Source organism: Mycobacterium sp. 1465703.0 (assembly GCF_001672975.1).
Classification (GTDB): Bacteria; Actinomycetota; Actinomycetes; order Mycobacteriales; family Mycobacteriaceae; genus Mycobacterium.
In genome coordinates this window covers 1-25522 of record NZ_LZKU01000217.1, presented here as the reverse complement: position 1 = coordinate 25522, position 25522 = coordinate 1, and the positions used below count along the sequence as shown (strand labels likewise).

The 25522-nt window shown below is 67.1% G+C and carries 21 protein-coding genes and 2 pseudogenes; 14 read left to right on the top strand and 9 right to left on the bottom strand.

The genetic code is table 11. The annotated features are described in order from the left end of the window. Both A5625_RS20955 and A5625_RS20950 read left to right on the top strand, forming a co-directional pair. Positions 1-703, top strand: a pseudogene (locus A5625_RS20955) (phosphoketolase); the annotation flags it as partial. A gap of 62 nt (positions 704-765) precedes the next feature. Next, entirely contained in the window at positions 766-1527 is a 762-nt protein-coding gene (locus A5625_RS20950; RefSeq protein ID WP_066998390.1) for a CPBP family intramembrane glutamic endopeptidase, read from the top strand. Positions 1528-1533: 6 nt separating this feature from the next. Here the strand turns inward: A5625_RS20950 and A5625_RS20945 are convergent, their stop codons facing one another. From A5625_RS20945 to modA, 6 genes are all read right to left on the bottom strand, one after another. After that, a complete protein-coding gene (locus tag A5625_RS20945) occupies positions 1534-2562 on the bottom strand; it encodes a zinc-binding alcohol dehydrogenase family protein (protein WP_066998388.1) in 1029 nt (342 codons plus the stop codon). Positions 2563-2609: 47 nt separating this feature from the next. Then, positions 2610-2909 (bottom strand): GlsB/YeaQ/YmgE family stress response membrane protein, encoded by a 300-nt coding sequence (locus A5625_RS20940; RefSeq protein ID WP_066998387.1) that lies wholly within the window; start codon positions 2907-2909, stop codon positions 2610-2612. Positions 2910-3057: 148 nt separating this feature from the next. Continuing rightward, a complete protein-coding gene (locus tag A5625_RS20935) occupies positions 3058-4209 on the bottom strand; it encodes an alanine and proline-rich secreted protein Apa (protein WP_066998386.1) in 1152 nt (383 codons plus the stop codon). A 124-nt stretch (positions 4210-4333) separates the two neighbouring features. Then, positions 4334-5437, bottom strand: coding sequence for a sulfate/molybdate ABC transporter ATP-binding protein (locus A5625_RS20930; RefSeq protein ID WP_066998385.1), 1104 nt, complete (start codon positions 5435-5437; stop codon positions 4334-4336). A 2-nt stretch (positions 5438-5439) separates the two neighbouring features. After that, positions 5440-6234: an ABC transporter permease gene (locus A5625_RS20925; RefSeq protein ID WP_156748419.1), complete on the bottom strand. Its 795-nt coding sequence runs from the start codon at positions 6232-6234 to the stop codon at positions 5440-5442. Between the two features lie 9 nt (positions 6235-6243). After that, entirely contained in the window at positions 6244-7014 is a 771-nt protein-coding gene (gene modA, locus A5625_RS20920; protein WP_066998384.1) for a molybdate ABC transporter substrate-binding protein, read from the bottom strand. Positions 7015-7195: 181 nt separating this feature from the next. Here modA and A5625_RS20915 point away from each other — a divergent pair, with 181 nt between their 5' ends. From A5625_RS20915 to A5625_RS20905, 3 genes are all read left to right on the top strand, one after another. Next, entirely contained in the window at positions 7196-7873 is a 678-nt protein-coding gene (locus A5625_RS20915; protein ID WP_066998382.1) for an SDR family oxidoreductase, read from the top strand. Between the two features lie 63 nt (positions 7874-7936). Then, positions 7937-8854, top strand: a complete 918-nt coding sequence (locus A5625_RS20910; RefSeq protein WP_066998396.1) for an LLM class F420-dependent oxidoreductase — start codon at positions 7937-7939, stop codon at positions 8852-8854. A gap of 196 nt (positions 8855-9050) precedes the next feature. Further along, positions 9051-10433: an NAD(P)/FAD-dependent oxidoreductase gene (locus A5625_RS20905; RefSeq protein WP_066998381.1), complete on the top strand. Its 1383-nt coding sequence runs from the start codon at positions 9051-9053 to the stop codon at positions 10431-10433. A 28-nt stretch (positions 10434-10461) separates the two neighbouring features. Here A5625_RS20905 and A5625_RS20900 read toward each other — a convergent pair whose 3' ends face one another. Then, positions 10462-10890 carry a PaaI family thioesterase gene (locus A5625_RS20900; RefSeq protein ID WP_369830030.1) on the bottom strand — a complete coding sequence of 143 codons (429 nt, stop codon included), beginning with the start codon at positions 10888-10890 and terminating at the stop codon, positions 10462-10464. Between the two features lie 317 nt (positions 10891-11207). Between A5625_RS20900 and A5625_RS20895 the strand changes: the two genes are divergently transcribed. The 4 genes from A5625_RS20895 to A5625_RS20880 all read left to right on the top strand — a co-directional run bounded on the left by A5625_RS20895 (position 11208) and on the right by A5625_RS20880 (position 15646). Beyond that, entirely contained in the window at positions 11208-11627 is a 420-nt protein-coding gene (locus A5625_RS20895; protein WP_007771350.1) for a BlaI/MecI/CopY family transcriptional regulator, read from the top strand. Positions 11628-11641: 14 nt separating this feature from the next. Beyond that, on the top strand, positions 11642-12592 hold the full coding sequence (locus tag A5625_RS20890; protein ID WP_066998378.1) for a M56 family metallopeptidase: 951 nt from the start codon (positions 11642-11644) through the stop codon (positions 12590-12592). 101 nt (positions 12593-12693) lie between these two features. Next, a complete protein-coding gene (gene gndA, locus A5625_RS20885) occupies positions 12694-14157 on the top strand; it encodes an NADP-dependent phosphogluconate dehydrogenase (RefSeq protein ID WP_066998375.1) in 1464 nt (487 codons plus the stop codon). Positions 14158-14209: 52 nt separating this feature from the next. Further along, positions 14210-15646, top strand: a complete 1437-nt coding sequence (locus A5625_RS20880) for a GuaB1 family IMP dehydrogenase-related protein (protein WP_066998373.1) — start codon at positions 14210-14212, stop codon at positions 15644-15646. A 33-nt stretch (positions 15647-15679) separates the two neighbouring features. Here the strand turns inward: A5625_RS20880 and A5625_RS20875 are convergent, their stop codons facing one another. Continuing rightward, positions 15680-16297, bottom strand: coding sequence for a GNAT family N-acetyltransferase (locus A5625_RS20875; protein ID WP_066998370.1), 618 nt, complete (start codon positions 16295-16297; stop codon positions 15680-15682). A gap of 310 nt (positions 16298-16607) precedes the next feature. On the opposite strand from A5625_RS20875, the gene A5625_RS20870 reads away from it, so the two are divergent. The 5 genes from A5625_RS20870 to A5625_RS20850 all read left to right on the top strand — a co-directional run bounded on the left by A5625_RS20870 (position 16608) and on the right by A5625_RS20850 (position 24534). Beyond that, complete coding sequence (locus A5625_RS20870; RefSeq protein ID WP_066998367.1) at positions 16608-17978, top strand: hemolysin family protein; 1371 nt, start codon at positions 16608-16610, stop codon at positions 17976-17978. Continuing rightward, the gene (locus A5625_RS20865; protein WP_066998364.1) at positions 17975-19015 is read left to right on the top strand and encodes a hemolysin family protein; all 1041 of its coding nucleotides are present in this window, start codon (positions 17975-17977) and stop codon (positions 19013-19015) included. The genes A5625_RS20870 and A5625_RS20865 overlap by 4 nt, the downstream gene beginning before the upstream one ends. Before the next feature lie 276 nt (positions 19016-19291). Further along, a complete protein-coding gene (locus A5625_RS20860; protein ID WP_066998361.1) occupies positions 19292-21487 on the top strand; it encodes a malate synthase G in 2196 nt (731 codons plus the stop codon). A 114-nt stretch (positions 21488-21601) separates the two neighbouring features. Then, the gene (locus tag A5625_RS20855; protein ID WP_066998358.1) at positions 21602-23641 is read left to right on the top strand and encodes a substrate-binding domain-containing protein; all 2040 of its coding nucleotides are present in this window, start codon (positions 21602-21604) and stop codon (positions 23639-23641) included. A gap of 32 nt (positions 23642-23673) precedes the next feature. Continuing rightward, positions 23674-24534: a haloalkane dehalogenase gene (locus tag A5625_RS20850; protein ID WP_066998355.1), complete on the top strand. Its 861-nt coding sequence runs from the start codon at positions 23674-23676 to the stop codon at positions 24532-24534. Positions 24535-24596: 62 nt separating this feature from the next. Here the strand turns inward: A5625_RS20850 and A5625_RS20845 are convergent. After that, a pseudogene (locus tag A5625_RS20845) lies at positions 24597-25522 on the bottom strand (glycine dehydrogenase (aminomethyl-transferring)); the annotation flags it as partial.

Below are 25522 nucleotides of genomic sequence, written 5' to 3'. Positions count from 1 at the left end.
CCTGCCGCCGGACGGGAACACGCTGCTCTCGGTCGCCGATCACTGCCTGCGCAGCCGCGACTACATCAACGTCATCGTCGCGGGCAAGCAGCCCGCGCTGGCTTACCTCGACATGGACGAAGCCATCGCGCACTGCACCCGCGGCCTGGGCATCTGGCCGTGGGCGAGCACGGCGACCGACGAGCCCGATGTGGTGCTGGCCTGTGCCGGGGACATCCCGACGCTCGAGACGCTGGCCGCCGCCGACATTTTGCGCAAAGAGCTGCCGGAGCTGGGCGTGCGGGTGATCAACATCGTCGACCTGATGCGGTTGCAGCCGGATTCCGAGCACCCGCACGGGCTGCCGGACCGCGAGTTCGATGCGCTGTTCACCCGCGACAGGCCGGTCATCTTCGCCTATCACGGCTACCCCTGGCTGATCCATCGGCTCACCTACAGCCGCACCAATCACGCCCACCTGCACGTGCGCGGCTTCAAGGAGCGCGGCACCACGACGACGCCGTTCGACATGGTGATGCTCAACGATCTGGACCGCTTCCACCTGGTCATCGATGTCATCGACCGGGTCGACGGGCTGGCCAGTCGCGCCGCCATGCTGCGGCAGCGGATGGTTGACGCCCGCCTGGCCGCGCGGCTGTACACCCGCGAGCACGGCGAGGACGACCCGAAGATCTCCGGCTGGACCTGGGAGACGAGCGAGTGACGCAGGCGGGCGAGTGACGGGAGCAATCCGGCGCGGCCGGCTGGCGCCGGTAAACTGGTCGAATGCTTGACGCCACCGGGACAGCCGATATTCACCCCGCGGTGTCCCAGCTCTCGGCGTTGCACCGATTCCGGATCCACCTCGACATCGCCGTCGTCGTCGTGGTGCTGGTGCTGACCAACCTGATCGCGCACTTCACCACGCCTTGGGCGAGCATCGCCACCGTCCCGGCCGCGGCCGTCGGATTGGTCATCTTGATGCGCTGCCGCGGTTTGGGCTGGGTGGACCTCGGCCTGGGCCGCGAACACTGGAAGCCCGGCATTGGTTACGCGCTGGGCGCCGTGACCGTCGTGGCATCGGTGATCGCGCTAGGCGTGTTGTTCCCGGCGACCCGGCCGATGTTCATGAACAACCGCTACGCCACGATCTCCGGCGCGATGATCGCCTCGATGGTCGTGATCCCGCTGCAGACCGTCATCCCCGAGGAACTCGCCTTCCGGGGCGTCCTGCACGGCGCACTCCATCGGGCCTGGGGCTTTCGCGGTGTCGCGCTGGCGGGCTCGCTGCTGTTCGGGCTATGGCACGTCGCCACATCGTTCGGGTTGACCAGCAGCAACGTCGGTTTCACCCGGCTGTTCGGCGGCGGGATCGTGGGCATGATGGCGGGCGTGACCGGGGCGGTGCTGGCCACCGGGGCCGCCGGATTCGTCTTCAGCTGGCTGCGTCGCCGCAGCGGCAGTCTGATCGCGCCGATCGCCCTGCACTGGTCATTGAACGGGCTCGGCGCACTGGCCGCCGCCCTGGTGTGGCACCTGTCCACCTGACACCGGTCACACCAGCAGCACCGCCGCACCTGCGATGCGGCCGGCACTCAGATCCGCCAACGCCCGATCGGCTTGTCCGAGCGGGTATTCCGGGGTCGTCACCTCGATGTGGTGCTTACCGGCAAAGTCCAGGAACGCCCGCGCGTCGGCTCGGGTGTTCGAGGTGACCGATCGGACCTGGCGTTCCTGGAACAGGTGACGCTGGTAGTTCAGGGTCGGGATATCGGAGAGGTGGATTCCGGCGATCGCCAGGGTGCCGCCGCGGTCCAGCGCTTCCAGCGCGGGCGGCACCAGATCACCGACCGGGGCGAAGAGGATCGCCGCATCCAGCGGGACGGGCGGCGGGTCGGCCGCACCCTGCGCCGATGCGGCGCCCAGTTGCATGGCCAGCTCACGGGCCTGGGCTCCGCGTGTCATCACGTGCACCTCGGCGCCTTGCGCCAAGGCCACCTGCGCGGTGATGTGCGCGCTGCCGCCGAACCCGTAGAGACCCAGACGCCCACCGGGCGGCAGGTCCGCGCGCAGCAGCGAGCGGTACCCGATGATGCCCGCACACAACAACGGGGCCAGTTCGCTGTCGCTGTAGCCGCTCGGTAGAGGGTGCGCGAAAGCGGCCGGGACGGTGGCGAATTCGGCGTATCCGCCGTCGGCATCCCAGCCTGTGTAGCGGGATTGCGGGCAAAGGTTCTCGTCGCCGCGACGGCAGTACTTGCACACTCCGCAGGTGTGCCGCAGCCAGGCGATACCGACCCGGTCCCCCACCCGGAACTCGTCGCCGGCCTCAGCCCCCATCTCAATGACCTCGCCGACCACCTCATGACCGGGCGTGACCCGGTCGCGGTGAACGGGAAGGTCGCCTTCGGTGACGTGCAGGTCGGTGCGGCAGACCCCACACGCGCGCACGGCCACCAGCAATTCAGTCGGCCCGGGACGGGGCACCTCGGTGGCCACTTCCTCCAGCGGAGAGGTGGCCATAGGCCCGGGCCGGCGCACCCGCCAGGCGCGCATTGCCGTGGTGGTCACCGGTGGAGGCATCAATCCATCATGCCGCTAACCACCACGGCCGCAACGGGTTACCCCGATTACGTCCTGCGCACCATGCCGACGACCCAGAGCAGGAGCAATGCCCCGAGAAGTGCGGTGAAGAAGGTGAAGATGATCCCGCCGCCCGCGGTGTTGACGAAGAAGCTCAAGATGAAGCCGCCGATCAACGCGCCGACGATGCCGATCACGATGTCCATCACAATGCCGGCGCCGCTGCCCCGGATGATCCTGCTGGCGAGCGCTCCAGCCAGACCACCGATGATGATGTAACCGATCCAGCCGACGCTCGTCATCGTGGTGGAGCGGGCCAGGAATTCGGTAGCTGCCATGACGTTCATGCGGGTCTCCTTGCAATCGCTGGCAAAGCCCAGCTAGTTGCTGGGCCGTCACTTCGGTATACCCGGTTTGGGTCACGAAATGAGTGCCGAATTGGAGACGGTTGACCAATCGGTTTCAGTTTTGGGAAGCGCCGAAAGATCGGTGCGCTCAGGCCGAGAGGGTCTGCTGCGGTGCGGGTGTGGGCGTCGGGCTGACTCCGGAAGCCGGCGCGCCACCCGGAACCGGCGCAGGCGCTCCCGGGGCCGCTGGTGCTGCGGGCGCCGGTGGAGCCGCGGGTGCGCCCGGAGCCGGCGGGGCTGCGGGCGCCGGCGCTCCCGGGGCCGGCGGAGCCGCAGGGGCTGCAGGTGCTCCCGGTGCCGCTGGTGCTGCGGGTGCCGGTGCGCCCGGAGCCGGCGGGGCTCCTGGAGCCGGTGCAGGTGCCGCGGTCGGTGTCCACGCCTGAATCGACTCGGTGAGCGCCTTGGCCGCGCCCCGGTCTACCGGGTCGTTCGAGGTGCCGAGCCACACCACAAACCAGCGTTGGGCGGTCCCGCCGTTAGCCGAACCGATTACGCCCGTCCAGATCTGGCCGTTCGGCTTGGACGCATCGCTGAACTTGACCTCGTAATACGACGCGCTGCCGGTGCTCCCATTGCTGCCGTTGAGCGGGGTGCTGTCCTGATTGACGCGAGTTCCGGGATAGGGCATGAAGAACTCGCCCATGTCCGACCCCAGCCGCACCGCGGCCTTGGCATTGTTGGCTTCCGCACTGGCGTAGAGCTTTTGGTCCAGGCGGCCCATCACGATGCGGGTGTCGTTGGCCACCGCCGGCGGTTGGTCGGGCATCGGCGGCGGGCCGGTGACCTTGCTCAACAGTGCCGAACCGTAATCGAGGTGCGAAGCGTCCGACTCGACCCAGCCGCCGGGCAGGACGTAGCTGAATCCCCCGACAGCGTTGGTGATCCGGCCGGCATTCGGGTCAGCCGGTGGCGGCGGTGGCGCGTTGGGGTCCACCGGTGGCGGCGGTACCACATTCGGGGCCTGGCCGGGCGGCGGTGGGGCCGCGTTCGGCGCCTGGCCGGCCGGCGGTGGGGCCGCGTTGGGATCACCCGGTGCCGGTTGCCCGTTCGGCGCCGGGGCGTTCGGCGCACCGGGCGGGGCTGCGACCGGGCTTGGCGGGACCGGGGTCGGCACCTCGGGATCGGCGTTCGAGGTTGCCGGGAACGCGATTGCGAGGACGCTGGCTCCGGTCACCGTGGTGATCGCCAGCGTCGTCCACAGTCCTTTGCGACGGGTCGAGGTCGGATCCACCTGCTCCATGGCGACGAACCTACCGTGTTACCGCTGTGACGCAAGGATGCTTTGCGACTAATGCAGCGCGGATTTACCGATGTTGCCAATGTGCAATCTTCTCCCGCCCGCCCGACGCGGGGAAAGGAGTGGCTCACCGCGCAACTGGATGCAGTGTCACTTCGTGGGCCTTCACCGAAAACCACACCCGATCGCCAGGTGCCAACAGCAGCTCCGAAGCGGCATCGACGGTGATCTCGGCGGCCAGGCCGGGCGCACCGTCGGGTTGCTGGGCCCCACGCACCAACACCGCCGGCCCACGGATATCCATCTCCGCCACGGTGACCTCGACGGTATTGCGGGGGCTGCCGTGCGGCTGGTCGCGGTAGACGGCTACCGCCGTCGGCGGGAACACCGCTATCGCACGACACCCGGAAGGGAACGGTTGGTCAGTCGCCAACGGGGTGGCATACCAGCGCTCGCCGGAGCTTGCGTGCAGCAAGCCGTCGCGGTCGACAGTCCCGTTTACCAGGTTGATCCCCGCGATGCGGGCGCCGAAATGACTGCGCGGCGCGGTGAGAACGTCGGGCACCGGGCCGCTTTCGGCGATCTTGCCGGCCTCGAGCACCAGGACGCGATCGGCCAGCGTGAACACGTCCAGCAGGTCGTGGGTGACCAGGACCGCGGCACAGCCGATACGAGTGATGACCTTGCGTAACACCGCCCGGATCGCCGCCGCCGCTGCGACGTCGAGCCCGGCCAACGGCTCGTCGAGCAACAGCACGTCGGGTTCAGCCGCCAGCGCGCGGGCGATCGCCACCCGCTGGGCCTGCCCGCCGGAGAGCTGACGCGGTTTCCGCTCGGCAAAGCGCTCGGCGTCCACCTCGCGCAGCCAACGCAGTGCCGTCGCCGATTCGGCGGCACGAGCCGAGCGCAATCTCGGTCGCCGACTGTGCGGGCCGAAGGCCACATTGGCCGCCACGCTCAGGTGCGGGAACAGCAATGCCTCTTGCAGCAGCAGGCCGACCCGGCGGTCGTGGGTCGCCACATTTATCCCGGCTGCGGTGTCGGTCAGGACCCGATTCCCCAGCCGCACCATCCCGCGGTCGGGTCGAAGTAGCCCCGCGATGACGTGCAGGACGGTCGATTTGCCCGCGCCATTGGGACCGAGGACTGCGAGCACTTCGCCCGCGGATACACAGAACTCCACGTCCACGTGACGATCCGCGACGACCGCGCGCAGCTGGAGTTCGCTCACGGTTACCTGCTGTCGGTCCCGGTCAGCCGGCGAGCGCCCAACCCCAGCACCACCAGCGCCGCCACCACCACCAGCAGGATCGACAGCGCCACCGCGGCGTCGGCGTCGGTCACCCGTTGCAGGTAGATCTCCAGCGGCAGCGTGCGGGTCACCCCCCGCCGGGACCCGGCGAACGTCAGTGTGGCGCCGAACTCGCCCAGCGAGCGGGCGAAGGCCAGCACCGCCCCCGACGCCACGGCCGGCAACAGCAGCGGCAGGGTGACACGCCACCAGACGATGCTGGGGCGTGCACCCAAAGTCGCGGCCACCAACTCGAAATCGGCCCCCGCGGTACGCGCGGCGCCCTCGAGCGAGATCACCAGGAACGGAAGGGAGACGAAGGTCTGGGCCAGCACCACGGCGGTGGTGCTGAACGCGATGCTGACGCCGGCGGCTTCCAGATACCGGCCGAGCAATCCAAGCCTGCCGAAGGCGTACAACAGCGCGATTCCGCCCACCACCGGCGGCAGCACCAGGGGCAGCAGGATCAGCGGCCGGAGCAACCGGATCAGCCGCGCCGTGCTGCGCGCCAACACCAATGCCATAGGCACCCCGGCAACGACGCACAGCACCGTGCTGGCGGCGGCGGTCTTCAGGCTGAGCAGCAACGCGGTCCGTGACGACGAACTGGTGATCAGCGACCAGAAATGCGGCCAGTCGACCTTTACCGCGATCGCCAGTAACGGCAGCACCACGAAGACGGTCCCTACCGCCGCCGGCACGTACACCCAGCGGGGCAGATCGATCGGCCGTTGCACGGGCGGCGCTCAGGGTTTCGCGAAGCCGGCCTGGGCCAGGATTTGCTGCCCGGTCGGAGAGGTCACCAGGTCGACGAACTTGTGCGCCTGGCTGGGAAGCGGCGCCTTGTTCAGCACGCCGATGGGATAGACATTCACCGCGCTTGCGGCCTCCGGGAAGTTCACGGTCGCGACTTTGCTGCCAGCGGTCTTGGCGTCGGTGACATAGACCAGTGCGGCGTCGGCCTGCCCACTGGTGACCTTGTTGAGGGCATCGGTCACGCTGAGTTCCTCGCTGACCGGATTGATCCGCACGCCGGTGCTGTCCTCGACGCGGTGGGTCGCCGCCCCGCACGGCACCGGCTGCTGGCAGATCACCACGTTGAGGCCGGGCTTGGCCAGATCGGCGAAGGATCCGATCTTCTTCGGGTTGCCCGGCGCGGTGACGATGACCAACGTATTGGCGGCGAAGTTCGTCGGGTCGCCGGTCAACAAGCCGGCCTTACTGACGATGTCCATCTGGGCGGTGTCGGCCGAGGCGAAGACGTCGGCCGTAGCGCCTTGCGTCAACTGAGTCGCCAGGTCGGACGAGCCGGCGAACTCGAATTCGACGCCGGCGCCCTGGTTTTGGGTCTTGAACTGCTGGCCGATCTGGGTGAACGCCTGCTTGAGCGACGCCGCCGCGAACACCACAACCTTGCCCGACGCCTGGCCGGCTGAGGGTGACTTCGAACTGCACCCGATCAGGCCCACCATCAGCATCGTCGAAACCACACCGGCCAGGATCCCGATCCGACGCATGGATGCACCCTAGCCCGCCGATGATGCGGTCCGCTCGCGGTTGAATCGCCGCAAGCAAGTGACGTCGGAATAGTTACCCAAATGATCCGCGCGTCGCGTCGGTGAAAGTTTCGCCGAGTAGCTACTGTCCAGTAACATACGTGCGGATCAATGCCATAACGCGCGTGAACACGAGGAGGGCATGGCAGTGGAGGTGCTGGTTACCGGCGGAGACACAGAACTGGGGCGCACGGTGGCCGAGGGCTTCCGCGATGACGGCCACAAAGTGACCCTCGTGGGCGCACGCAAGAGCGACCTGGAGGTCGCCGCCAAGGAACTAGAGGTCGAGGCGATCGTCTGCGACACCACCGACCCGGTCAGCCTGGAAGAGGCGCGTCCGCTGTTCCCCCATCATCTGGACACCATCGTCAACGTGCCGGCACCCATCTGGGAAGCCGGCGACCCGCGCACCTACTCGATCGCCGACACGGCCGACGCCTGGCGCCATGCCCTTGACGCCACGGTGCTTTCGGCGGTGTTGACCGTGCAGACCGTGGGCGATCACCTGCGCTCGGGCGGCTCCATCATCAGTCTGGTGCCCGAGAACCCGCCGGCCGGCAGCGTCGACGCCGCTATCAAGGCGACGCTGGCGAGCTGGACTGCCGGGCAGGCAAGCATTTTCGGCACCCGCGGGATCACGGTCAACGTCGTGGCGGGCGGACGCAGCGCCGAGGCCGGCTACGACGGGCTGTCCCGCACACCGGCGCCGGTGGCCGCGGAGGCCGCCCGGTTGGCGCTGTTCTTGACCACGTCAGCGGCTCGCCACATCACCGGCCAGACGTTGCACGTGAGCCACGGCGCGCTGGCCCGTTTCGCCTGAGGCGTAACGCGCACCCGTTGCCCGCCCTTCTCCCAGACCGGGCCGATGGCTACGGTGATTCTCGTGGCTATTCGACTCGGTCTGCAGATCCCCAACTTCTCCTACGGCACCGGGGTTGAGCAACTCTTCCCCACTGTCATCGCCCAAGCCCAAGAGGCCGAATCCGCCGGATTCGACTCGGTTTTCGTGATGGACCACTTCTACCAACTACCGATGTTGGGATCGCCCGATCAGCCGATGCTGGAGGCATACACCGCCTTGGCGGCGCTGGCCACCGCGACCGAGCGGGTCCAGCTGGGCACCTTGGTGACCGGCAATACCTATCGAAACCCCGCGCTGCTCGCGAAGACCATCACCACGCTTGACGTGGTAAGCCAGGGCCGAGCGATCTTGGGGATCGGTACCGGGTGGTTCGAGCTCGAGCACGATCAGTTGGGCTTCGAATTCGGCACCTTCACCGACAGGTTCAACCGGCTCGACGAGGCCCTGCAGATCATTCTGCCGATGATCAGGGGCGAGCGGGCCACCTTCTCGGGCAAGTGGTACCAAACCAGCGAGGCGTTCGCCAACCCCCGCTTCCGCGACCGCATTCCGCTGATGATCGGCGGTAGCGGCGAGAAGAAGACAATCCCGCTTGCCGCACGGCATTTCGACCACCTCAACGTGATCGCGGGCTTCGACGAGCTGGCCGGCAAGCTGGACGCGGTGCGCCGGTCCTGCGACGCGGTGGGCCGTGACCCCGCCACCCTGGAAACCAGCACGCTCATCACCGTGCTGATCGACGAGAATGCCAAGCCCGACCAGGTTCCCGCGGAGATGACGCAGCGCATGGTGGCCGGCACCCCGGATTCGGTCGCCGATCAGATCAAAACGAAGGTGATCGACGCGGGCGTCGACAGCGTGATCATCAACTTGCCTTTCTACACACCCGGCGTCGTCCAGGCGGCCGGTGAAGCGCTGCGCCCGCTCGTAGGTCTGTAGCCTGTCCAGGCCTTTCACGTCACGGCAAACAGGTCGCGCGCGGGCATGACCAGAATCACGTCGAGCGACCAGCAGTGATACTGGCGATGTGTTTGATTACACATGTTGCCAGTTAGGTTTGGGGGTATTCGCCTGACTAGCGTGGTAACTGATCGCAGTCGCGCGTCCAGAAGCCCTCGTCAGGAGCAGCGGAAACATGAGCCCCCAGCCAGGAACCACAGCTGGACCGGAGCGTCGTCACCAGGTCGTCATCATCGGCTCCGGGTTCGGCGGACTGAACGCGGCCAAGAAGCTCAAGCACGCCAACGTCGACATCAAACTGATCGCCCGTACCACGCACCACCTGTTCCAGCCGTTGCTGTACCAAGTGGCGACGGGCATTGTGTCCGAAGGCGACATCGCACCGCCCACCCGGGTGGTGCTGCGCAGACAGCGCAACGTCCAGGTGTTGCTCGGGGACGTCACCCATATCGATCTGGACGGCAAGTACGTGGTGTCGGACTTGCTGGGACACACCTACGAAACGCCTTACGACAGCTTGATTATCGCCGCCGGCGCCGGCCAGTCGTATTTCGGTAACGACCATTTCGCCGAGTTCGCACCGGGCATGAAGTCGATCGACGATGCACTCGAGGTGCGGGGGCGGATCTTGAGTGCGTTCGAACAGGCCGAGCGTTCTCGTGATCCGGAACGGCGAGCCAAGCTGCTGACGTTCACCGTGATCGGCGCCGGCCCCACCGGCGTCGAAATGGCCGGGCAGATAGCGGAATTGGCGACGTACACGTTGAAAGGTTCGTTCCGGCATATCGATTCGACGAAGGCGCGGGTGATCCTGCTCGATGCCGCTCCGGCCGTGTTGCCGCCATTCGGCGAGAAGCTGGGTCAGCGCGCGGCGGCCCGGCTGGAGAAGATGGGCGTGGAGATCCAGCTGGGGGCGATGGTCACCGACGTCGACCGCAACGGGATCACCGTCAAGGACTCCGACGGCACCATCAGGCGTATCGAATCTGCTTGCAAGGTATGGTCTGCCGGCGTTTCAGCCAGCCCGCTGGGCCGCGACTTGGCCGATCAGTCATCCGTCGAACTGGACCGCGCCGGCCGCGTCAAGGTGCTACCGGACCTGTCCGTTCCCGGCCACCCCAACGTGTTCGTCATCGGTGATCTGGCCGCCGTCGAAGGAGTGCCGGGCGTCGCGCAGGGTGCCATTCAGGGCGCCAAGTATGTCGCCAGCACGATCAAGGCGGAGCTCGGCGGCGCCAACCCTGCCGACCGGGAACCCTTCCAGTACTTCGACAAAGGCTCCATGGCCACGGTGTCGCGGTTTTCCGCGGTGGCCAAGATCGGCCCGGTCGAGTTCAGTGGTTTGTTCGCCTGGTTCGCCTGGCTGGTCCTGCACCTGGTCTACCTGGTCGGGTTCAAGACCAAGATCAGCACGCTGCTGTCCTGGACGGTGACGTTCCTGAGCACCCGACGGGGTCAGCTCACCATCACCGAGCAGCAGGCGTTCGCCCGCACCCGGCTCGAACAGTTGGCGGTGGTCGCCGCGGAAACGAAGCGGCCCGCCAGGCGAGCCAGCTAGCCGGTCAACCTGCCGTGCGCGGCCGCCGTCAGCCTTCGCGTAGTTCGAGGTTTTGCAGTCGCACCTGACCGCGGGCGATCACCCGGTCGTCGCTGTCGGTGATGGTGACCAACCACAGTTGCTGGCTGCGGCCGCGGTGAATCGGCTCGACGCTGCCGTAGACCATGCCCGAGCCGATGGAGCGCAGAAAGTCGGTGTTGTTGTTGACGCCCACCACATTTCCGCCGCCGCGGGTGGCCAACCAGGTGTAGGCGGCCACGCTGGCCATGCTTTCGATCATCGAGCAGTAAACGCCGCCGTGTACCAGACCCATCGGTTGCAACAGCTTGGGCGTCACCTCGAGCTGGGCGCGGGCCCCGTCGGGGCTGAGTTCGGTGAATTGCAGCCCGATTTCGCGGTCGAACGGCGCGGAGAAGTCCGGCGGGAGGATCGTTTTCTGCGGCTCTGGCACGTCCATGTGTCTACACCATCGCTCGGCTGAACCCGCTCGCGGCGTAATGGCTTGAAAAACGGCTGAGCCCCGTGCCAGTGGCACGGGGCTCGCCGATCGAGTAGACCGGGGGTCGCTGCAGCCCTCAGGACTCTCACACGGTCCGTTATCGCTCGACTCGATCAGCATAGGGAAGGCTGCCCTAAGTTCGCAAGGGGTATTGTTCTTTGTGTTCGCGGTGGGGGCGCGGACGGCCGGCCGACACAGTCTTTTGTCAGCTTTCCGTACGACCGCCGGTAGTAACCCGGAGTACGCTAGTTTCGACGTTCAGGAGATGACGAACTATGGCCAAACTGACACGGCTGGGGGATCTGGAACGGGCCGTCATGGACCATCTGTGGTCCACGCCCGAGCCGCAGACCGTCCGCCAGGTCCACGAGGCCTTGTCGGCGCAGCGCGATCTTGCCTACACCACGATCATGACCGTGCTGCAACGGTTGGCCAAGAAAAACCTGGTCTCCCAGATCCGCGACGACCGGGCACACCGGTACGCACCCGTGCATGGCCGCGACGAGCTGGTCGCCGGGCTCATGGTGGACGCGCTGGCCCAGGCCGAAGATTCCGGGGGCAGACAGGCCGCGCTGGTGCACTTCGTCGAGCGTGTCGGTGCCGACGAGGCGGAGGCGCTTCGGCGTGCTCTGGCCGAACTGGAAGCCAATCAACGCAATAACTCGCCATCTGCTGGCGCTGCCCCGGAGGGCTGAGGGACACTACTAGTGTGTCCGCGCTGGCTTTCACCATCCTCGCGGTGCTGCTAGCCGGCCCGGCGCCGGCCATGTTGGCACGCGCGCACTGGCCGCTGCGCGCTCCCCGCGCCGCCATGGTGCTGTGGCAAGCCGTCGCGCTGGCCGCGGTGCTGTCGGCGTTCAGCGCCGGTATCGCCATCGCCACCCGTTTGCTCATGCCCGGCCGCGACGGGCGGCCCACGGCCAGCATCGTCGGCGCCGCTGACCGTCTCGGATGGCCGCTGTGGGCGGCATACATCGGCGTATTCACGCTGACCGTGCTGGTCGGGGCCCGACTGATGGTTGCCGTCATTCGGGTGGCCATCGCCAACCGGAAAAGACGAGCCCACCACCGAATGGTGGTAGACCTGGTCGGAGTCGGCCACGGGGCGGCGCTGTCCCAGCCCTGCGCGCGCACACGCGATCTCCGCGTATTGGACGTTCCGCAACCGCTCGCCTACTGCCTGCCGGGCGTGCGCAGCCGGGTGGTGGTCAGCGAAGGAACGTTGAGCACGCTGGCCGACGCCGAAGTGGAGGCGATCCTCACCCACGAGCGCGCCCATCTGCGGGCGCGGCACGACCTGGTGCTGGAAGCCTTCACGGCCGTGCACGCGGCATTCCCCCGGCTGGTCCGCAGCGCCAACGCGCTCGGCGCGGTCCAGCTCCTCGTCGAGCTGCTCGCCGACGACGCCGCCGTGCGCGCCGCGGGTCGCGCTCCCCTGGCCCGCGCCCTGGTTGCGTGCGCATCGGGGCGGGCCCCGTCGGGCGCGCTGGCAGCCAGCGGCCCCAGCACGGTGCTGCGGGTGCGCCGGCTAGGCGGACGCGGCAACAGCCCGCTGCTGTCGGCGACCGCATACCTGGCCGCGGCGGCGGTATTCGTGGTGCCCACCGTCGCGCTGGCCGTGCCATGGCTCACCGAACTGGAACGCTTGTTCAACTTCTGACACCGTCGAGAACCGATCACCCCGGGCGCTGAACTGTTCGCTGTGCCACAGTGTCACCGAAAGCTTTTGACGAAATATTCTCCGAATTGAGAGGCGAAAACATGTCGGACACTCACTCGGATCCCAAGACCGGCACCGCGCAGATCGGCGTCACGGGGCTGGCCGTGATGGGTTCTAACATCGCCCGCAACTTCGCCCGGCACGGCTACACCGTGGCGCTGCACAACCGCTCGATCGCCAAAACCGATGCGCTGCTCAAGGAACACGGTGACGAGGGCAAGTTCGTGCGCTCGGAGACCATCGCGGAATTCTTGGACGCACTGGAAAAGCCGCGGCGGGTGCTCATTATGGTCAAGGCCGGCGACCCGACCGATGCGGTGATCAACGAACTCGCCGACGCCATGGAAGAGGGCGACATCATCATCGACGGCGGCAACGCCCTCTACACCGACACCATCCGCCGCGAGAAAGCGATGCGCGAGCGCGGCCTGCACTTCGTCGGCGCCGGGATCTCCGGCGGTGAAGAAGGGGCGCTCAACGGCCCGTCGATCATGCCCGGGGGCCCGGCCGAGTCGTACAAGTCGCTCGGCCCGCTGCTCGAGGAGATCTCCGCACACGTCGACGGCGTACCGTGCTGCACCCACATCGGTCCCGACGGCGCCGGCCACTTCGTCAAGATGGTGCACAACGGAATCGAGTATTCCGACATGCAGCTGATCGGCGAGGCGTACCAGCTGTTGCGCGACGGCCTGGGCAAGACCGCGCCCGAGCTCGCCGACGTGTTCGCCGAGTGGAACAAGGGCGACCTGGACAGCTTCCTGATCGAGATCACCGCGGAGGTGCTGCGCCAAACAGACGCCAAGACCGGCAAGCCGCTGGTGGACCTGATCCTCGACGAGGCCGAGCAGAAGGGCACCGGCCGCTGGACGGTGAAGTCGGCGCTCGACCTCGGCGTGCCGGTAACCGGTATCGCCGAGGCGGTGTTCGCCCGCGCCCTGTCCGGCTCGGTCGCCCAGCGCAAGGCCACCACCGGCCTGGTCTCCGGTCGGCTCGGCGAAAAGCCCAGCGACGCAACCCAGTTCATCCACGATGTGAGCAAGGCGCTGTACGCCTCGAAGATCATCGCCTACGCACAGGGCTTCAACCAGATCCAGGCGGGCAGCGCCGAATACGACTGGGGCATCACCCCCGGCGACATGGCGACGATCTGGCGCGGCGGCTGCATCATCCGGGCCAAATTCCTCAACCGCATCAAAGAGGCCTTCGACGACGACGCCGACCTGCCGAGCCTGCTCGTGGCCCCCTACTTCCGCAGCGCCATCGAAGATTCGATCGACAGCTGGCGTCGCGTCGTGGTGAAGGCCACCGAACTGGGCATCCCAATACCGGGCTTCTCTTCGGCGCTGTCCTACTACGACGCACTGCGCACCGAGCGGTTGCCCGCTGCCCTCACCCAGGGCTTGCGGGACTACTTCGGCGCACACACCTACGGCCGCATCGATGAGGACCCGGACAAGCGCTTCCACACCCTGTGGAGCGGAGATCGCACCGAGGTGCCCGCGTAGCCGGGCACATCAGACGGTTTTGAAGGGGGCTTGAGTTGGTGGGGCGACTGCGATGAGGTTTCTCGACGGGCACCGGCCCGGATACGACTTGACCTACAACGACGTGTTCGTGATGCCGAACCGTTCGGAGGTTGCGTCGCGCTTTGACGTCGACCTGTCCACCGGCGACGGCTCGGGCACCACGATTCCGGTGGTGGTGGCCAACATGACCGCGGTGGCGGGGCGTCGGATGGCTGAGACGGTAGCGCGGCGCGGCGGCCTGGTGATCCTGCCGCAGGACCTCCCGATCACCGTGGTGCAACAGACCGTGGAGTTCGTCAAGAGCCGCGACCTGGTTCTCGACACCCCAGTGGTGCTCGGGCCCGACGATTCGGTGTCCGACGCGACGGCACTGATCCACAAGCGTGCGCACGGCGTCGCGGTGGTGGCCTTCGAGGGCCGTCCCCTCGGTCTGGTGAGCGAATCGTCGTGCCTGGGCGTGGATCGCTTCACCCGGGTGCGCGACGTCGCGATCACCGACTTCGTCAGCGCTCCGGTCGGCACCGAGCCGCGCAAGGTTTTCGATCTGCTCGAGCAGGCGCCCATCGGTGTCGCGGTGATGACGAACGCCGACGGCACGCTGGCCGGGGTGTTGACCCGCACCGGCGCCATCCGCGCCGGACTGTACACCCCGGCGGTGGACGTGCACGGCCGGCTGCGGGTGGGCGCGGCCGTCGGCATCAACGGCGACGTCGGAGCCAAGGCACGATCGCTGGTCGAGGCCGGTATCGACGTGTTGGTGATCGACACGGCGCACGGGCATCAGGTCAAGACGCTCGAGGCGATCAAAACCGTCGCGGGACTGCAGCTGGGTGTGCCGCTGGTGGCGGGCAACGTGGTCTCGGCGGAAGGCACCCGCGATCTGCTGGGCGCCGGGGCGGACATCGTCAAGGTCGGCGTCGGACCGGGCGCGATGTGCACCACCCGGATGATGACCGGTGTCGGCCGCCCGCAATTCTCAGCAGTCGTCGAATGTGCCTCGGCGGCAAGGGAATTGGGCGGGCACGTGTGGGCCGACGGCGGCATCCGGCACCCGCGGGACGTGGCGCTGGCGCTGGTCGCCGGGGCATCCAACGTGATGATCGGGTCGTGGTTCGCCGGCACTTACGAGTCGCCCGGCGACCTGATGCGCGACCGGGACGACCAGCCGTACAAGGAGAGCTACGGCATGGCGTCCAAACGGGCCGTGGTGGCACGCAGCGGCGCGGAGACTGCGTTCGACCGTGCCCGCAAGGCGCTGTTCGAGGAAGGTATTTCGACGTCGCGGATGGGTCTGGATCCGGCCCGCGGCGGTGTCGAGGATCTGCTCGATCACATCACCTCGGGCGTGCGCAGCACCTGCACGTATGTCGGTGCCGCCGACCTTGCCCAGTTGTACGAACGGGTGGTGGTCGGGGTGCAATCGACCGCGGGCTTCGCCGAAGGGCATCCGCTGCCGCAGGGTTGGTGACAAGGCGGACGGGATGACGCCCGATTACCACGGTTACGAGTCGCTGGTCGGGGCTTCCAACGTGTAGAGCGCCATGCGCCGGTTCGTCGTGTCATGTTCGCCGAGGAACTTGCAGCCGGCGTACTCGCACAACCTGCGCGCGGTGGTGTTGCGGTGATCGGGATCGAACATGACCCGGCGACACCGCGGTTCCAGCGAAAAGATGCTGGCCACGATCCGGGGCAAGAGCATCGGCCCCAGGCCCCGGTTCACCAGTTTCAGGTCGGCGATCGCGGCGTGCAACCCCAGGTCGAAGGGCTCTGCGTCGTAATGGCGGGAAATCAAATCCTTTGCGCCCCAGTATAATTCGAAGTAGGCGCAATCTGTGCCCCGGATGCTGCCCAGCAATGGCAGGGAATACGTGCCATCCAGCTGAGCGCTCAGGTGCTGCCGCCACCGCGGCACCGGCCAGTCGTATTCCCAAGTCTTGGCCAAATGCGGGCGGTTCATCCACTCGGCCACCATGTCCGCGTCCTCGAGCCGCGCCACCCGGATGGCGAAGGGCGGATCCAGGGTCGGCGCCGGCGGCCGGGGAATGCGTGCCACCTCATCGGAGATGTCGAAGCGTTCGCGTGGCAGAACAGGAATGGACGGCGTCAAAGCGTCGGGCATAGTGTGCGGAGCCTACCTGAGTAAGGGTAGGCAACCCATACTTGGCTCGGGGTGGTGGCCGATTCGGGGGCGCGACCGGCGGGCGGCGTCGCTTGGCCGCGGCCCGGGCTAGCATAAAACAGCAAAGGCGGAAGCAGTCCACGTCCGCTCGGCTACCAGGCAGCGAAAGGATCGACGTGCCGCAGGCACCCGCGCAGGCCATCGGCTTGCGGGCGCACGGGCCGTCCGATGAGCCGCCCGAAACGGAGCCTCCCCCGGCGCCCGCGCTGCGCATCAAGCCTTCGCCCTCAGCCGTCCGGCGGCATAGTTCATGAACGTCACCGCCGCCGTGATCAGCGTTGTGGCGATCGCGGTACTCATCTTCGGCAACGCCATCTTCGTCGCCGCGGAATTCTCGCTGACCACTTTGGACCGCAGCGCCGTCGAGGCGAACGCCCGCGGCGGCGGACGCCGCGACCGCTGGATCCGCCGCGCACACCACCGGCTGTCGTTTCAACTGTCCGGTGCTCAGCTGGGCATCTCGGCCACCACGCTGGCGGCCGGTTACCTGACCGATCCGATGGTGGAGGACTTGCCACATCCGTGGCTGGACGCCATCGGCATTTCCGACCAGGTCGGTGACGCGGTCATGGCGTTCCTGGTGCTGGTGATCGTGACGTCGATATCGATGGTGTTCGGCGAGCTCGTCCCGAAATACCTGGCGGTGGCCCGGCCCCTGTCCACGGCCCGTGCCGTCGTCAGCGTCCAGCTGTTGTTCTCGCTGCTGCTCACCCCGGCGATCCGGCTGACCAACGGCGCGGCCAACTGGATCGTTCGCCGGCTGGGAGTCGAACCCGCAGAAGAACTCCGGTCGGCCCGGTCGCCGCAAGAGCTGTTGTCGTTGGTGCGCTCGTCGGCGCGCAGCGGCGCCCTGGACGCAGCCACAGCGGCGCTGGTGCGGCGATCGCTGCAGTTCGGAGCCCTGAGCGCCGAGGAGCTGATGACGCCGCGCTCCAAGATCGTGGCGTTGCAGACCGACGATACGGTCGCCGACCTGGTGACCGCGGCTGCCGACTCCGGGTTCTCCCGCTTCCCCATCGTCGACGGTGACCTCGACGAGACGGTCGGCATCGTGCACGTCAAGCAGGTGTTCGCCATTCCGCGGGCCGCGCGTGCGTACACCCGGCTGATCACGGTGGCGCAACCCGTGCCGGTGGTGCCGTCAACGCTGGACGGCGACGCGGTGATGGCCGAGATTCGGGCCAACAGCCTGCAAACCGCGCTGGTCGTCGACGAGTACGGCGGCACCGCGGGCATGGTGACCGTCGAGGACCTGATCGAAGAGATCGTCGGCGATGTCCGCGACGAGCACGACGACGCGACTCCGGACGTGGTGCCCGCCGGCACCGGCTGGCGGGTGTCTGGTCTGCTGCGCATCGATGAGGTGGCCGCCGCCACCGGTTTTCGGGCGCCGGAAGGCCCCTATGAGACGATCGGCGGCCTGGTGCTGCGCGAGATCGGTCACATTCCGGTGGCCGGGGACACGGTCAAGCTGCCCACGCTGGACGCCGACGGTCTGCTGGACGCGGTGACATGCTGGCAGGCAACGGTGATCCGGATGGACGGTCGCCGGATCGACCTGCTCGAACTCAACGAATTAAGCGGTCACGGCCAGGTTTCCGCGGCGGGGAGCCACCGATGAGCGACGCCATAAGCCTACTGCTGGCGTGCTTTCTGATCGGGGTCAACGCATTCTTCGTCGGGGCCGAGTTCTCGCTGATCTCGGCGCGGCGCGACCGTCTCGAGGCGCTCGCCGAACAGGGCAAAGCGGCTGCGGTCACGGTCATCCGGGCCGGAGAGCAACTGCCGTCCATGCTGGCCGGCGCCCAGTTGGGCGTCACGGCCGCGTCACTGCTGCTCGGGCGGATAGGCGAGTCGGCGGTGTCCAATCTGTTGCGAACAGCGTTGGGGCTGACCGCAATTCACCCGACGCTGCTGCACACGCTGTCGTTCGCGATCGCGCTGGTGATCGTGGTGACGCTGCACGTGCTGCTGGGCGAGATGGTGCCGAAGAACATCGCACTGGCCGGCCCGGAGCGCACCGCGATGCTGCTCGTCCCGCCGTACCTGGCCTACGTGCGCGCCGCCCGGCCGTTCATCGTGTTCTACAACAAATGCGCCAACGTGGTGGTGCGTGCGTTCGGCGTCGAACCCAAAGACGAGCTGGAGATCACAGTCTCCCCCGTCGAACTGAGCGAGATGATCGCCGAATCCGAGTCAGAAGGCTTGCTGGACCGCGAGGAACGCACCCGGCTCACCAGGGCGCTGCAAATTCGCCACCGGGTGGTCGGGGATGTCGCCGTCCCCCTCGAAAGCGTGCACGCGGTGCCGGTGGCCGCGGCGGGCTCGGGCCCGACGGTGGGGGCGGTCGAGCAGGCCCTGGCCCAGACTGGCTATTCACGTTTCCCGGTGGCAAGCGTCAGCGGCAGCTTCCTCGGATATCTGCACATCAAGGACGTGCTCACGCTCGACGACGATCCTGCGACGGTGATCGATCTGGCGATGGTGCGGCCGCTGCCCCGGCTGTCCAGATCGCTGCCGCTGGCCGATGCCCTCTCCCGGATGCGCCGCAGCAACAGCCATCTCGCGTTGGTGACCGACGAAAGTGGAGCCGTGGTGGCCATGGTGGCGATGGAAGACCTGGTTGAAGACCTCGTCGGGACCATGCGGGATGCCTAGCGATACTGGCCGCCCGGTGCGACGATGCGCAGCCGTATGATCTTTCACGGCTACCAGTTAAGAAAGTGCTGGGGGCAGAGGACCGCCGCGCGAATATGCGTTGCTGGAACCAGTTCCCGGTACTCGCCGCAGCGTCATTCTTGGGGCTGTCAGCGCGGTCTGACCTGCGTCTGCCGGATCGGGCGAATAACGCTCGGGGCGCTGCGCTCGGTAGGCTTATGACATTGCCAATCTGGCCCGACGATGGTCCAGGGCGGCCCGTGACGGAGGAGAATCATGACTGATCGCGTGTCGGCGGGGAACTTGCGCGTCGCCAAAGTGCTCTACGACTTCGTGAACAACGAGGCGTTGCCCGGCACCGACATCGACCCGGATAGTTTCTGGGCAGGCGTCGACAAGGTGGTCACCGACCTCACCCCGCAGAACCAGGATTTGCTGAAGCGGCGCGACGACCTGCAGGCCCAGATCGACAGGTGGCACCGAAACCGCGTCATCGCACCGCTCGACGTCGACGAGTACCGCGAATTCCTCACCGAAATCGGCTATCTGTTACCCGAACCTGACGACTTCACCATCTCGACCTCCGGCGTCGACGACGAGATCACCACGACCGCCGGCCCGCAGTTGGTGGTGCCGGTGCTCAACGCCCGGTTCGCGCTGAACGCCGCCAACGCCCGGTGGGGCTCGCTGTACGACGCCCTCTATGGCACCGACGTCATTCCCGAGGATGACGGCGCCGAAAAAGGCTCGAGCTACAACAAGGTGCGCGGCGACAAGGTGATTGCCTACGCTCGCAAGTTCCTCGACGAAGCGGTGCCACTGGAATCCGGGTCGTGGGCCGACGCGACGGGGCTCAGTGTCGAAGAGGGCGCGCTCAAGGTCACCACCGCCGACGGTTCCGTCGGCCTGGCCAGCCCGGAGAAGTTCGCCGGCTACACCGGCGAACTGGGCTCCCCCCACTGGTCGGTCTTGCTGGCCAATCACGGACTGCACATCGAGATCCTGATCGACCCCGACTCTCCGGTCGGCAAGACCGACGCCGCAGGCATCAAGGATGTGATCCTGGAATCGGCCGTCACCACGATCATGGATTTCGAGGACTCGGTGGCCGCAGTCGACGCCGACGACAAGGTGCTCGGCTACCGCAACTGGCTCGGCCTGAACAGGGGCGACCTGTCCGAGGAGGTCGACAAGGACGGCAAGACCTTCACCCGGGTGCTCAACGAGGACCGCACCTACAAGACACCCGACGGCGAGGGTGAGCTGACGCTGCCCGGCCGCAGCCTGCTGTTCGTGCGCAACGTCGGTCACCTGATGACCAACGACGCGATCGTGGACGCCGAGGGCAACGAGGTGTTCGAAGGCATCATGGACGCGCTGTTCACCGGCCTGACCGCGATCCACGGCCTCAAGACCGGTGAGGCGAACGGCCCGCTGGCCAACAGCCGCACCGGGTCCATCTACATCGTCAAGCCCAAGATGCACGGACCCGACGAGGTCGCCTACACCTGCGAGCTGTTCAGCCGCGTCGAAGACGTGCTGGGCCTGCCGCAGGGCACCCTCAAGGTCGGCATCATGGACGAAGAACGGCGCACCACCGTCAACTTGAAGGCCTGCATCAAGGCCGCGGCCGACCGGGTGGTGTTCATCAACACCGGTTTCCTGGACCGCACCGGCGACGAGATCCACACGTCGATGGAAGCCGGTCCGATGATCCGCAAGGGCGCGATGAAGAGCACCGCCTGGATCAAGGCCTACGAGGACGCCAACGTCGACATCGGACTGGCGGCCGGCTTCAAGGGCAAGGCCCAGATCGGTAAGGGGATGTGGGCGATGACCGAGCTGATGGCCGACATGGTCGAGCAGAAGATCGGTCAGCCCAAGGCGGGTGCCACCACGGCGTGGGTGCCCTCGCCGACGGCGGCCACCCTGCACGCGATGCACTATCACTACGTCGACGTGGGCGCCGTGCAGGAGGAGCTCGCCGGCAAGAAGCGCACCACGATCGACGAGTTGCTGACCATTCCGCTGGCCAAGGAACTGGCCTGGGCTCCCGAGGAGATCCGCGAAGAGGTCGACAACAACTGCCAGTCCATCCTGGGCTACGTGGTGCGCTGGGTCGCGCAGGGAGTCGGCTGCTCGAAGGTGCCCGACATTCACGACGTGGCGCTCATGGAAGACCGTGCCACGCTGCGGATTTCGAGCCAGCTGCTGGCGAACTGGCTGCGCCACGGGGTGATCACCGAGGAGGACGTGCGGGCCAGCCTGGAGCGGATGGCGCCGCTGGTCGACGAGCAAAACGCCAAGGATGCGGCGTACCTGCCGATGGCGCCCAACTTCGACGACAGCGTGGCCTTCCTCGCCGCCCAGGATTTGATCCTGACCGGAACGCAGCAGCCCAACGGTTACACCGAGCCGATCCTGCATCGCCGTCGGCGTGAGGTGAAGGCACGCGCCGCGCAGTCGAATTGAGCCTGCGGTCAAATCGGGTTCGAACGTGTCATAGTGCCGCTGATGACTAAAATCCGCGCCGAGTTCATGTGATGGATCGACTGATGGATCGACTGAGAGGCCGCGGGCACTGCTATGGGTAGGCACAGTGCGCCCGACCCTGACGACTCCTTGGACGAGCCATCTGGCCGCGACGTCGTCGACGAGCCGTCCCGAGGCGAAGCGGGCCATCCGTACTGGGATGCCGGCGACGAGGAAGCCGATCGCTACTCGGGTGACTATTCGGATGAGCCCGATTATTCGGAAGAGGGTTACTACTCCGACGTAGACAGCGCCACTGACGATTACCCGGAGTTTCCGTCCCGGCAGGCCGCGCCGTCGAGCCTGGAGCCGCCCGCCTCATCACCGTCCCTGTTCCGCGGTGGGCATCGTGGGCTGGCCGATTGGCGGGGCGGGCATCGCAGTGAGGGCGGTCGCCGCGGGGTCAGCATCGGCGTGATCGCGGCGCTGGTCGCCGTCGTCGTGGTGGTCGGGGCGGTGATCCTGTGGAGTTTCTTCGGCGACGCGTTGTCCAAGCGTTCCCACACGGCGGCCGGCCGTTGCGTGGGAGGCCAGGAGACGGTGGCCGTCGTCGCCGATCCCTCGATCGCCGATTCCGTGCAGCAATTGGCCGAAAGCTACAACAAGTCGGCCGGGCCGATCGGCGATCACTGCATGGTGGTAAGCGTCAAGCCGGCCGGTTCTGACGCCGTGCTCAACGGTTTCATCGGCAAGTGGCCCGCGGATTTGGGCGGGCAGCCGGCGCTGTGGATCCCGGGCAGTTCGATTTCCGCCGCGCGCCTCGCCGGGGCCACCGCCCAAAAAACCATCAGCGAGAGCCACTCGCTGGTCACCTCACCGGTGCTGCTGGCCATCCGCCCGGGACTCGCGCCGGCCCTGGCCAACCAGAACTGGGCGGCGCTGCCCGGGCTGCAAACCAACCCGAATGCGTTGGCCGGGTTGAACTTACCCGCGTGGGGGTCGCTCCGTTTGGCGCTGCCGATGAACGGCAACGGAGACGCAGCGTTTCTGGCCGGTGAAGCGGTGGCGGCCGCATCCGTACCGCCCGGCGCCCCGGTGACGCAGGGCACCGGCGCGGTACGCACCTTGCTGAGCGCACAACCCAAGCTGGCCGACAACTCGCTGACAGAGGCGATGAACGCACTGCTGAAGCCTGGCGACCCGGCGACCGCGCCGGTGCACGCGGTGGTGACCACCGAACAGCAACTGTTCCAGCGCGGCCAAACTTTGCCGGACGCCAAGGGCGATCTGGGATTCTGGCTTCCGCCGGGGTCTGCCGCGGTCGCCGACTATCCCACCGTCCTGCTCAGCGGTTCCTGGCTCACCCGGGAACAGGCCTCGGCGGCCAGCGAGTTCGCGCGATTCATGCACAAGTCCGACCAACTGGCCAAGCTGGCGAAAGCGGGCTTCCGCGTCAACGGGGTCAAACCTCCCAGCAGCCCGGTCACGAATTTCCCGCCGCTGCCGGCCGCGCTGTCGGTCGGGGATGACCCGATGCGCGCCACCCTGGCCGAGGCCATGGCGAGCCCGTCGAGCGGACAGGCCACCACCATAATGCTCGACCAGTCGATGCCCGGCCAGGAAGGCGGAAAATCCCGGCTGGCCAACGTGGTCGGCGCGCTGCAGGACAAGATCAAAGCGCTGCCCCCCACCGCGGTGGTGGGGCTGTGGACCTTCGACGGTCACGAGGGCCGGTCGGAAGTGCCGGGCGGGCCGCTTTCCGACCAGGTCAACGGCCAGCCGCGGTCGGCGGCCCTGGCCGCCGCGCTGGACAAGCAATATTCGTCGGGCGGCGGTGCGGTGTCGTTCACCACGCTGCGGCTGCTCTACCAAGAGGCGCAGGCCAATTATCATGCCGGCCAAAACAATTCGATCTTGGTGATCACCGCCGGGCCACACACCGACCAGACCTTGGACGGGCCGGGGCTGCAGGATTTCATCCGCAAGAGTACTGACCCGGCCAAACCCATCGCGGTCAATGTCATTGATTTCGGTGCCGACCCGGACCGGGCGACCTGGGAAGCGGTCGCCCAAATCAGCGGCGGTAGTTATCAGAACCTCGCGACTTCGGCGTCCCCCGACCTCGCGACGGCGGTCAATACCTTTGTGAGCTGACGCCGGCTACGAGGTGACCCGTAAGGAGCGCGATGAGCATCGACTTCGCCCCGGATCCCCAGCTTTATCCGTTTCAGTCGCGCTGGTTCGACAGCTCGCGCGGACGCGTTCACTACGTCGATGAGGGCGACGGCCCGCCAATCCTGTTGTGCCACGGCAATCCGACCTGGAGTTTCCTGTACCGCAACATCATCGTGGCGTTGCGCGACCGGTTCCGTTGCATCGCGCCGGATTACCTCGGCTTCGGGCTCTCGGAGCGACCCGCGGACTTCGGCTACCAGGTCGACGGGCACGCCCAGGTGGTCGGCGAGTTGGTAGATCATCTCGGGCTTGACGACTATCTGACGATGGGCCAGGACTGGGGCGGACCCGTCAGCATGGCGGTCGCCGTGGAGCGTGCCGACCGGGTGCGCGGCATCGTTTTGGGCAACACCTGGTTCTGGCCGGCGGACACGCTCTCGACAAAGGCGTTCAGCCGGATCATGTCCAGTCCCCCGATGCAATACGCCATCCTGCGCCGCAATTTCTTCGTCGAACGACTGATCCCTGCAGGGACACAGCGACGGCCGAGCGCGGCGGTGATGGAGCACTACCGGGCCGTGCAGCCCAGTGCGGAGGCGCGCAAAGGCGTGGCCGAGTTGCCCAAGCAAATCCTGGCCGCCCATCCGCTGCTGGCACGGCTCGCCCGGGAGGTGCCGGCCAAGCTGGGTGCCAAGCCGGCCCTATTGGTGTGGGGGATGAAGGATTTCGCATTCAGGCCGGGCCCGACGATCCCGCGGATGCGCCGGACGTTTCCGGATCACGTCCTTGTCGAGCTGCCCGACGCCAAGCACTTCATCCAGGAGGATGCGCCCGAGCGGATCGCCGCGGCGATCATCGAGCGCTTCGGCTGACCGCCGACCGGACCGGCTCGGCTCGTCGCGAGCGGGTGTGCTCAGCTCACTGCCGGGCCGGGTTACGCATACGCCTCCACCGGCGGGCACGAGCAGACCAGATTGCGGTCGCCGTAAGCGCCGTCGATGCGACGCACTGGCGGCCACACCTTGGGCCGGAACTCCTTGCCCAGCGGATAGGCCGCCTGTTCCCGGGTGTAGGGGTGATCCCAGTCGCTGACCACCAGGCACTCGGCTGTGTGCGGTGCGCCCCGCAGCGGGTTGTCGTCGGCGGGCCACTCCCCCGCACCCACCCGATCGATTTCGCGGCGGATGGCGATCATGGCGTCACAGAACGCGTCGACCTCGGTCAGGCTCTCGCTCTCGGTAGGCTCCACCATCAGCGTGCCGGCGACCGGGAAGCTCATGGTCGGAGCGTGAAAACCGTAGTCCGCCAATCGCTTTGCCACATCGTCGACGGTCACTCCGGTGGACTTGGTGATGCCGCGCAGATCCAGGATGCATTCGTGCGCGACCATCCCGTTGTCGCCGGTGTAGAGCACCGGAAAGTACTCGTCGAGGCGGCGGGCGATGTAGTTCGCCGAGGTGATCGCGGTCAGCGAGGCCGCACGCAATCCTTCGGCGCCCATCATCCTGATGTAGGCCCAGCTGATCGGCAGGATCGAGGCCGACCCATAGGGCGCCGCCGACACGGGATCGCCCTGCGGCAATTCGGGAGCGTGCGGGTGCCCGGGCAGGAACGGCGCCAGATGCGAACGCACCGCCACCGGCCCGACGCCGGGTCCACCGCCGCCGTGCGGAATGCAGAACGTCTTGTGCAGATTCAGGTGGCTGACGTCACCACCGAACTTCCCCGGCCGGGCCAGCCCGACCAACGCGTTGAGGTTGGCGCCGTCGACGTACACCTGGCCCCCGGCGTCGTGCACGGCCGCGCAGATCTCGGCGATGTCATGCTCATAGACGCCGTGCGTGGACGGGTAGGTGATCA

Coding starts and splice junctions, on each gene's coding strand:
- A5625_RS20945 (WP_066998388.1), bottom strand. CDS start 2,562: ATGCCTCCACCGGTGACCACCACGGCAATGCGCGCCTGGCGGGTGCGC.
- A5625_RS20865 (WP_066998364.1), top strand. CDS start 17,975: ATGAGCGACGCCATAAGCCTACTGCTGGCGTGCTTTCTGATCGGGGTC.
- A5625_RS20870 (WP_066998367.1), top strand. CDS start 16,608: ATGAACGTCACCGCCGCCGTGATCAGCGTTGTGGCGATCGCGGTACTC.
- A5625_RS20860 (WP_066998361.1), top strand. CDS start 19,292: ATGACTGATCGCGTGTCGGCGGGGAACTTGCGCGTCGCCAAAGTGCTC.
- A5625_RS20940 (WP_066998387.1), bottom strand. CDS start 2,909: ATGAACGTCATGGCAGCTACCGAATTCCTGGCCCGCTCCACCACGATG.
- modA (WP_066998384.1), bottom strand. CDS start 7,014: ATGCGTCGGATCGGGATCCTGGCCGGTGTGGTTTCGACGATGCTGATG.
- A5625_RS20880 (WP_066998373.1), top strand. CDS start 14,210: ATGAGGTTTCTCGACGGGCACCGGCCCGGATACGACTTGACCTACAAC.
- A5625_RS20935 (WP_066998386.1), bottom strand. CDS start 4,209: ATGGAGCAGGTGGATCCGACCTCGACCCGTCGCAAAGGACTGTGGACG.
- A5625_RS20905 (WP_066998381.1), top strand. CDS start 9,051: ATGAGCCCCCAGCCAGGAACCACAGCTGGACCGGAGCGTCGTCACCAG.
- A5625_RS20950 (WP_066998390.1), top strand. CDS start 766: ATGCTTGACGCCACCGGGACAGCCGATATTCACCCCGCGGTGTCCCAG.
- A5625_RS20875 (WP_066998370.1), bottom strand. CDS start 16,297: ATGCCCGACGCTTTGACGCCGTCCATTCCTGTTCTGCCACGCGAACGC.
- A5625_RS20895 (WP_007771350.1), top strand. CDS start 11,208: ATGGCCAAACTGACACGGCTGGGGGATCTGGAACGGGCCGTCATGGAC.
- A5625_RS20855 (WP_066998358.1), top strand. CDS start 21,602: ATGGGTAGGCACAGTGCGCCCGACCCTGACGACTCCTTGGACGAGCCA.
- A5625_RS20850 (WP_066998355.1), top strand. CDS start 23,674: ATGAGCATCGACTTCGCCCCGGATCCCCAGCTTTATCCGTTTCAGTCG.
- A5625_RS20900 (WP_369830030.1), bottom strand. CDS start 10,890: ATGGACGTGCCAGAGCCGCAGAAAACGATCCTCCCGCCGGACTTCTCC.
- A5625_RS20915 (WP_066998382.1), top strand. CDS start 7,196: ATGGCAGTGGAGGTGCTGGTTACCGGCGGAGACACAGAACTGGGGCGC.
- gndA (WP_066998375.1), top strand. CDS start 12,694: ATGTCGGACACTCACTCGGATCCCAAGACCGGCACCGCGCAGATCGGC.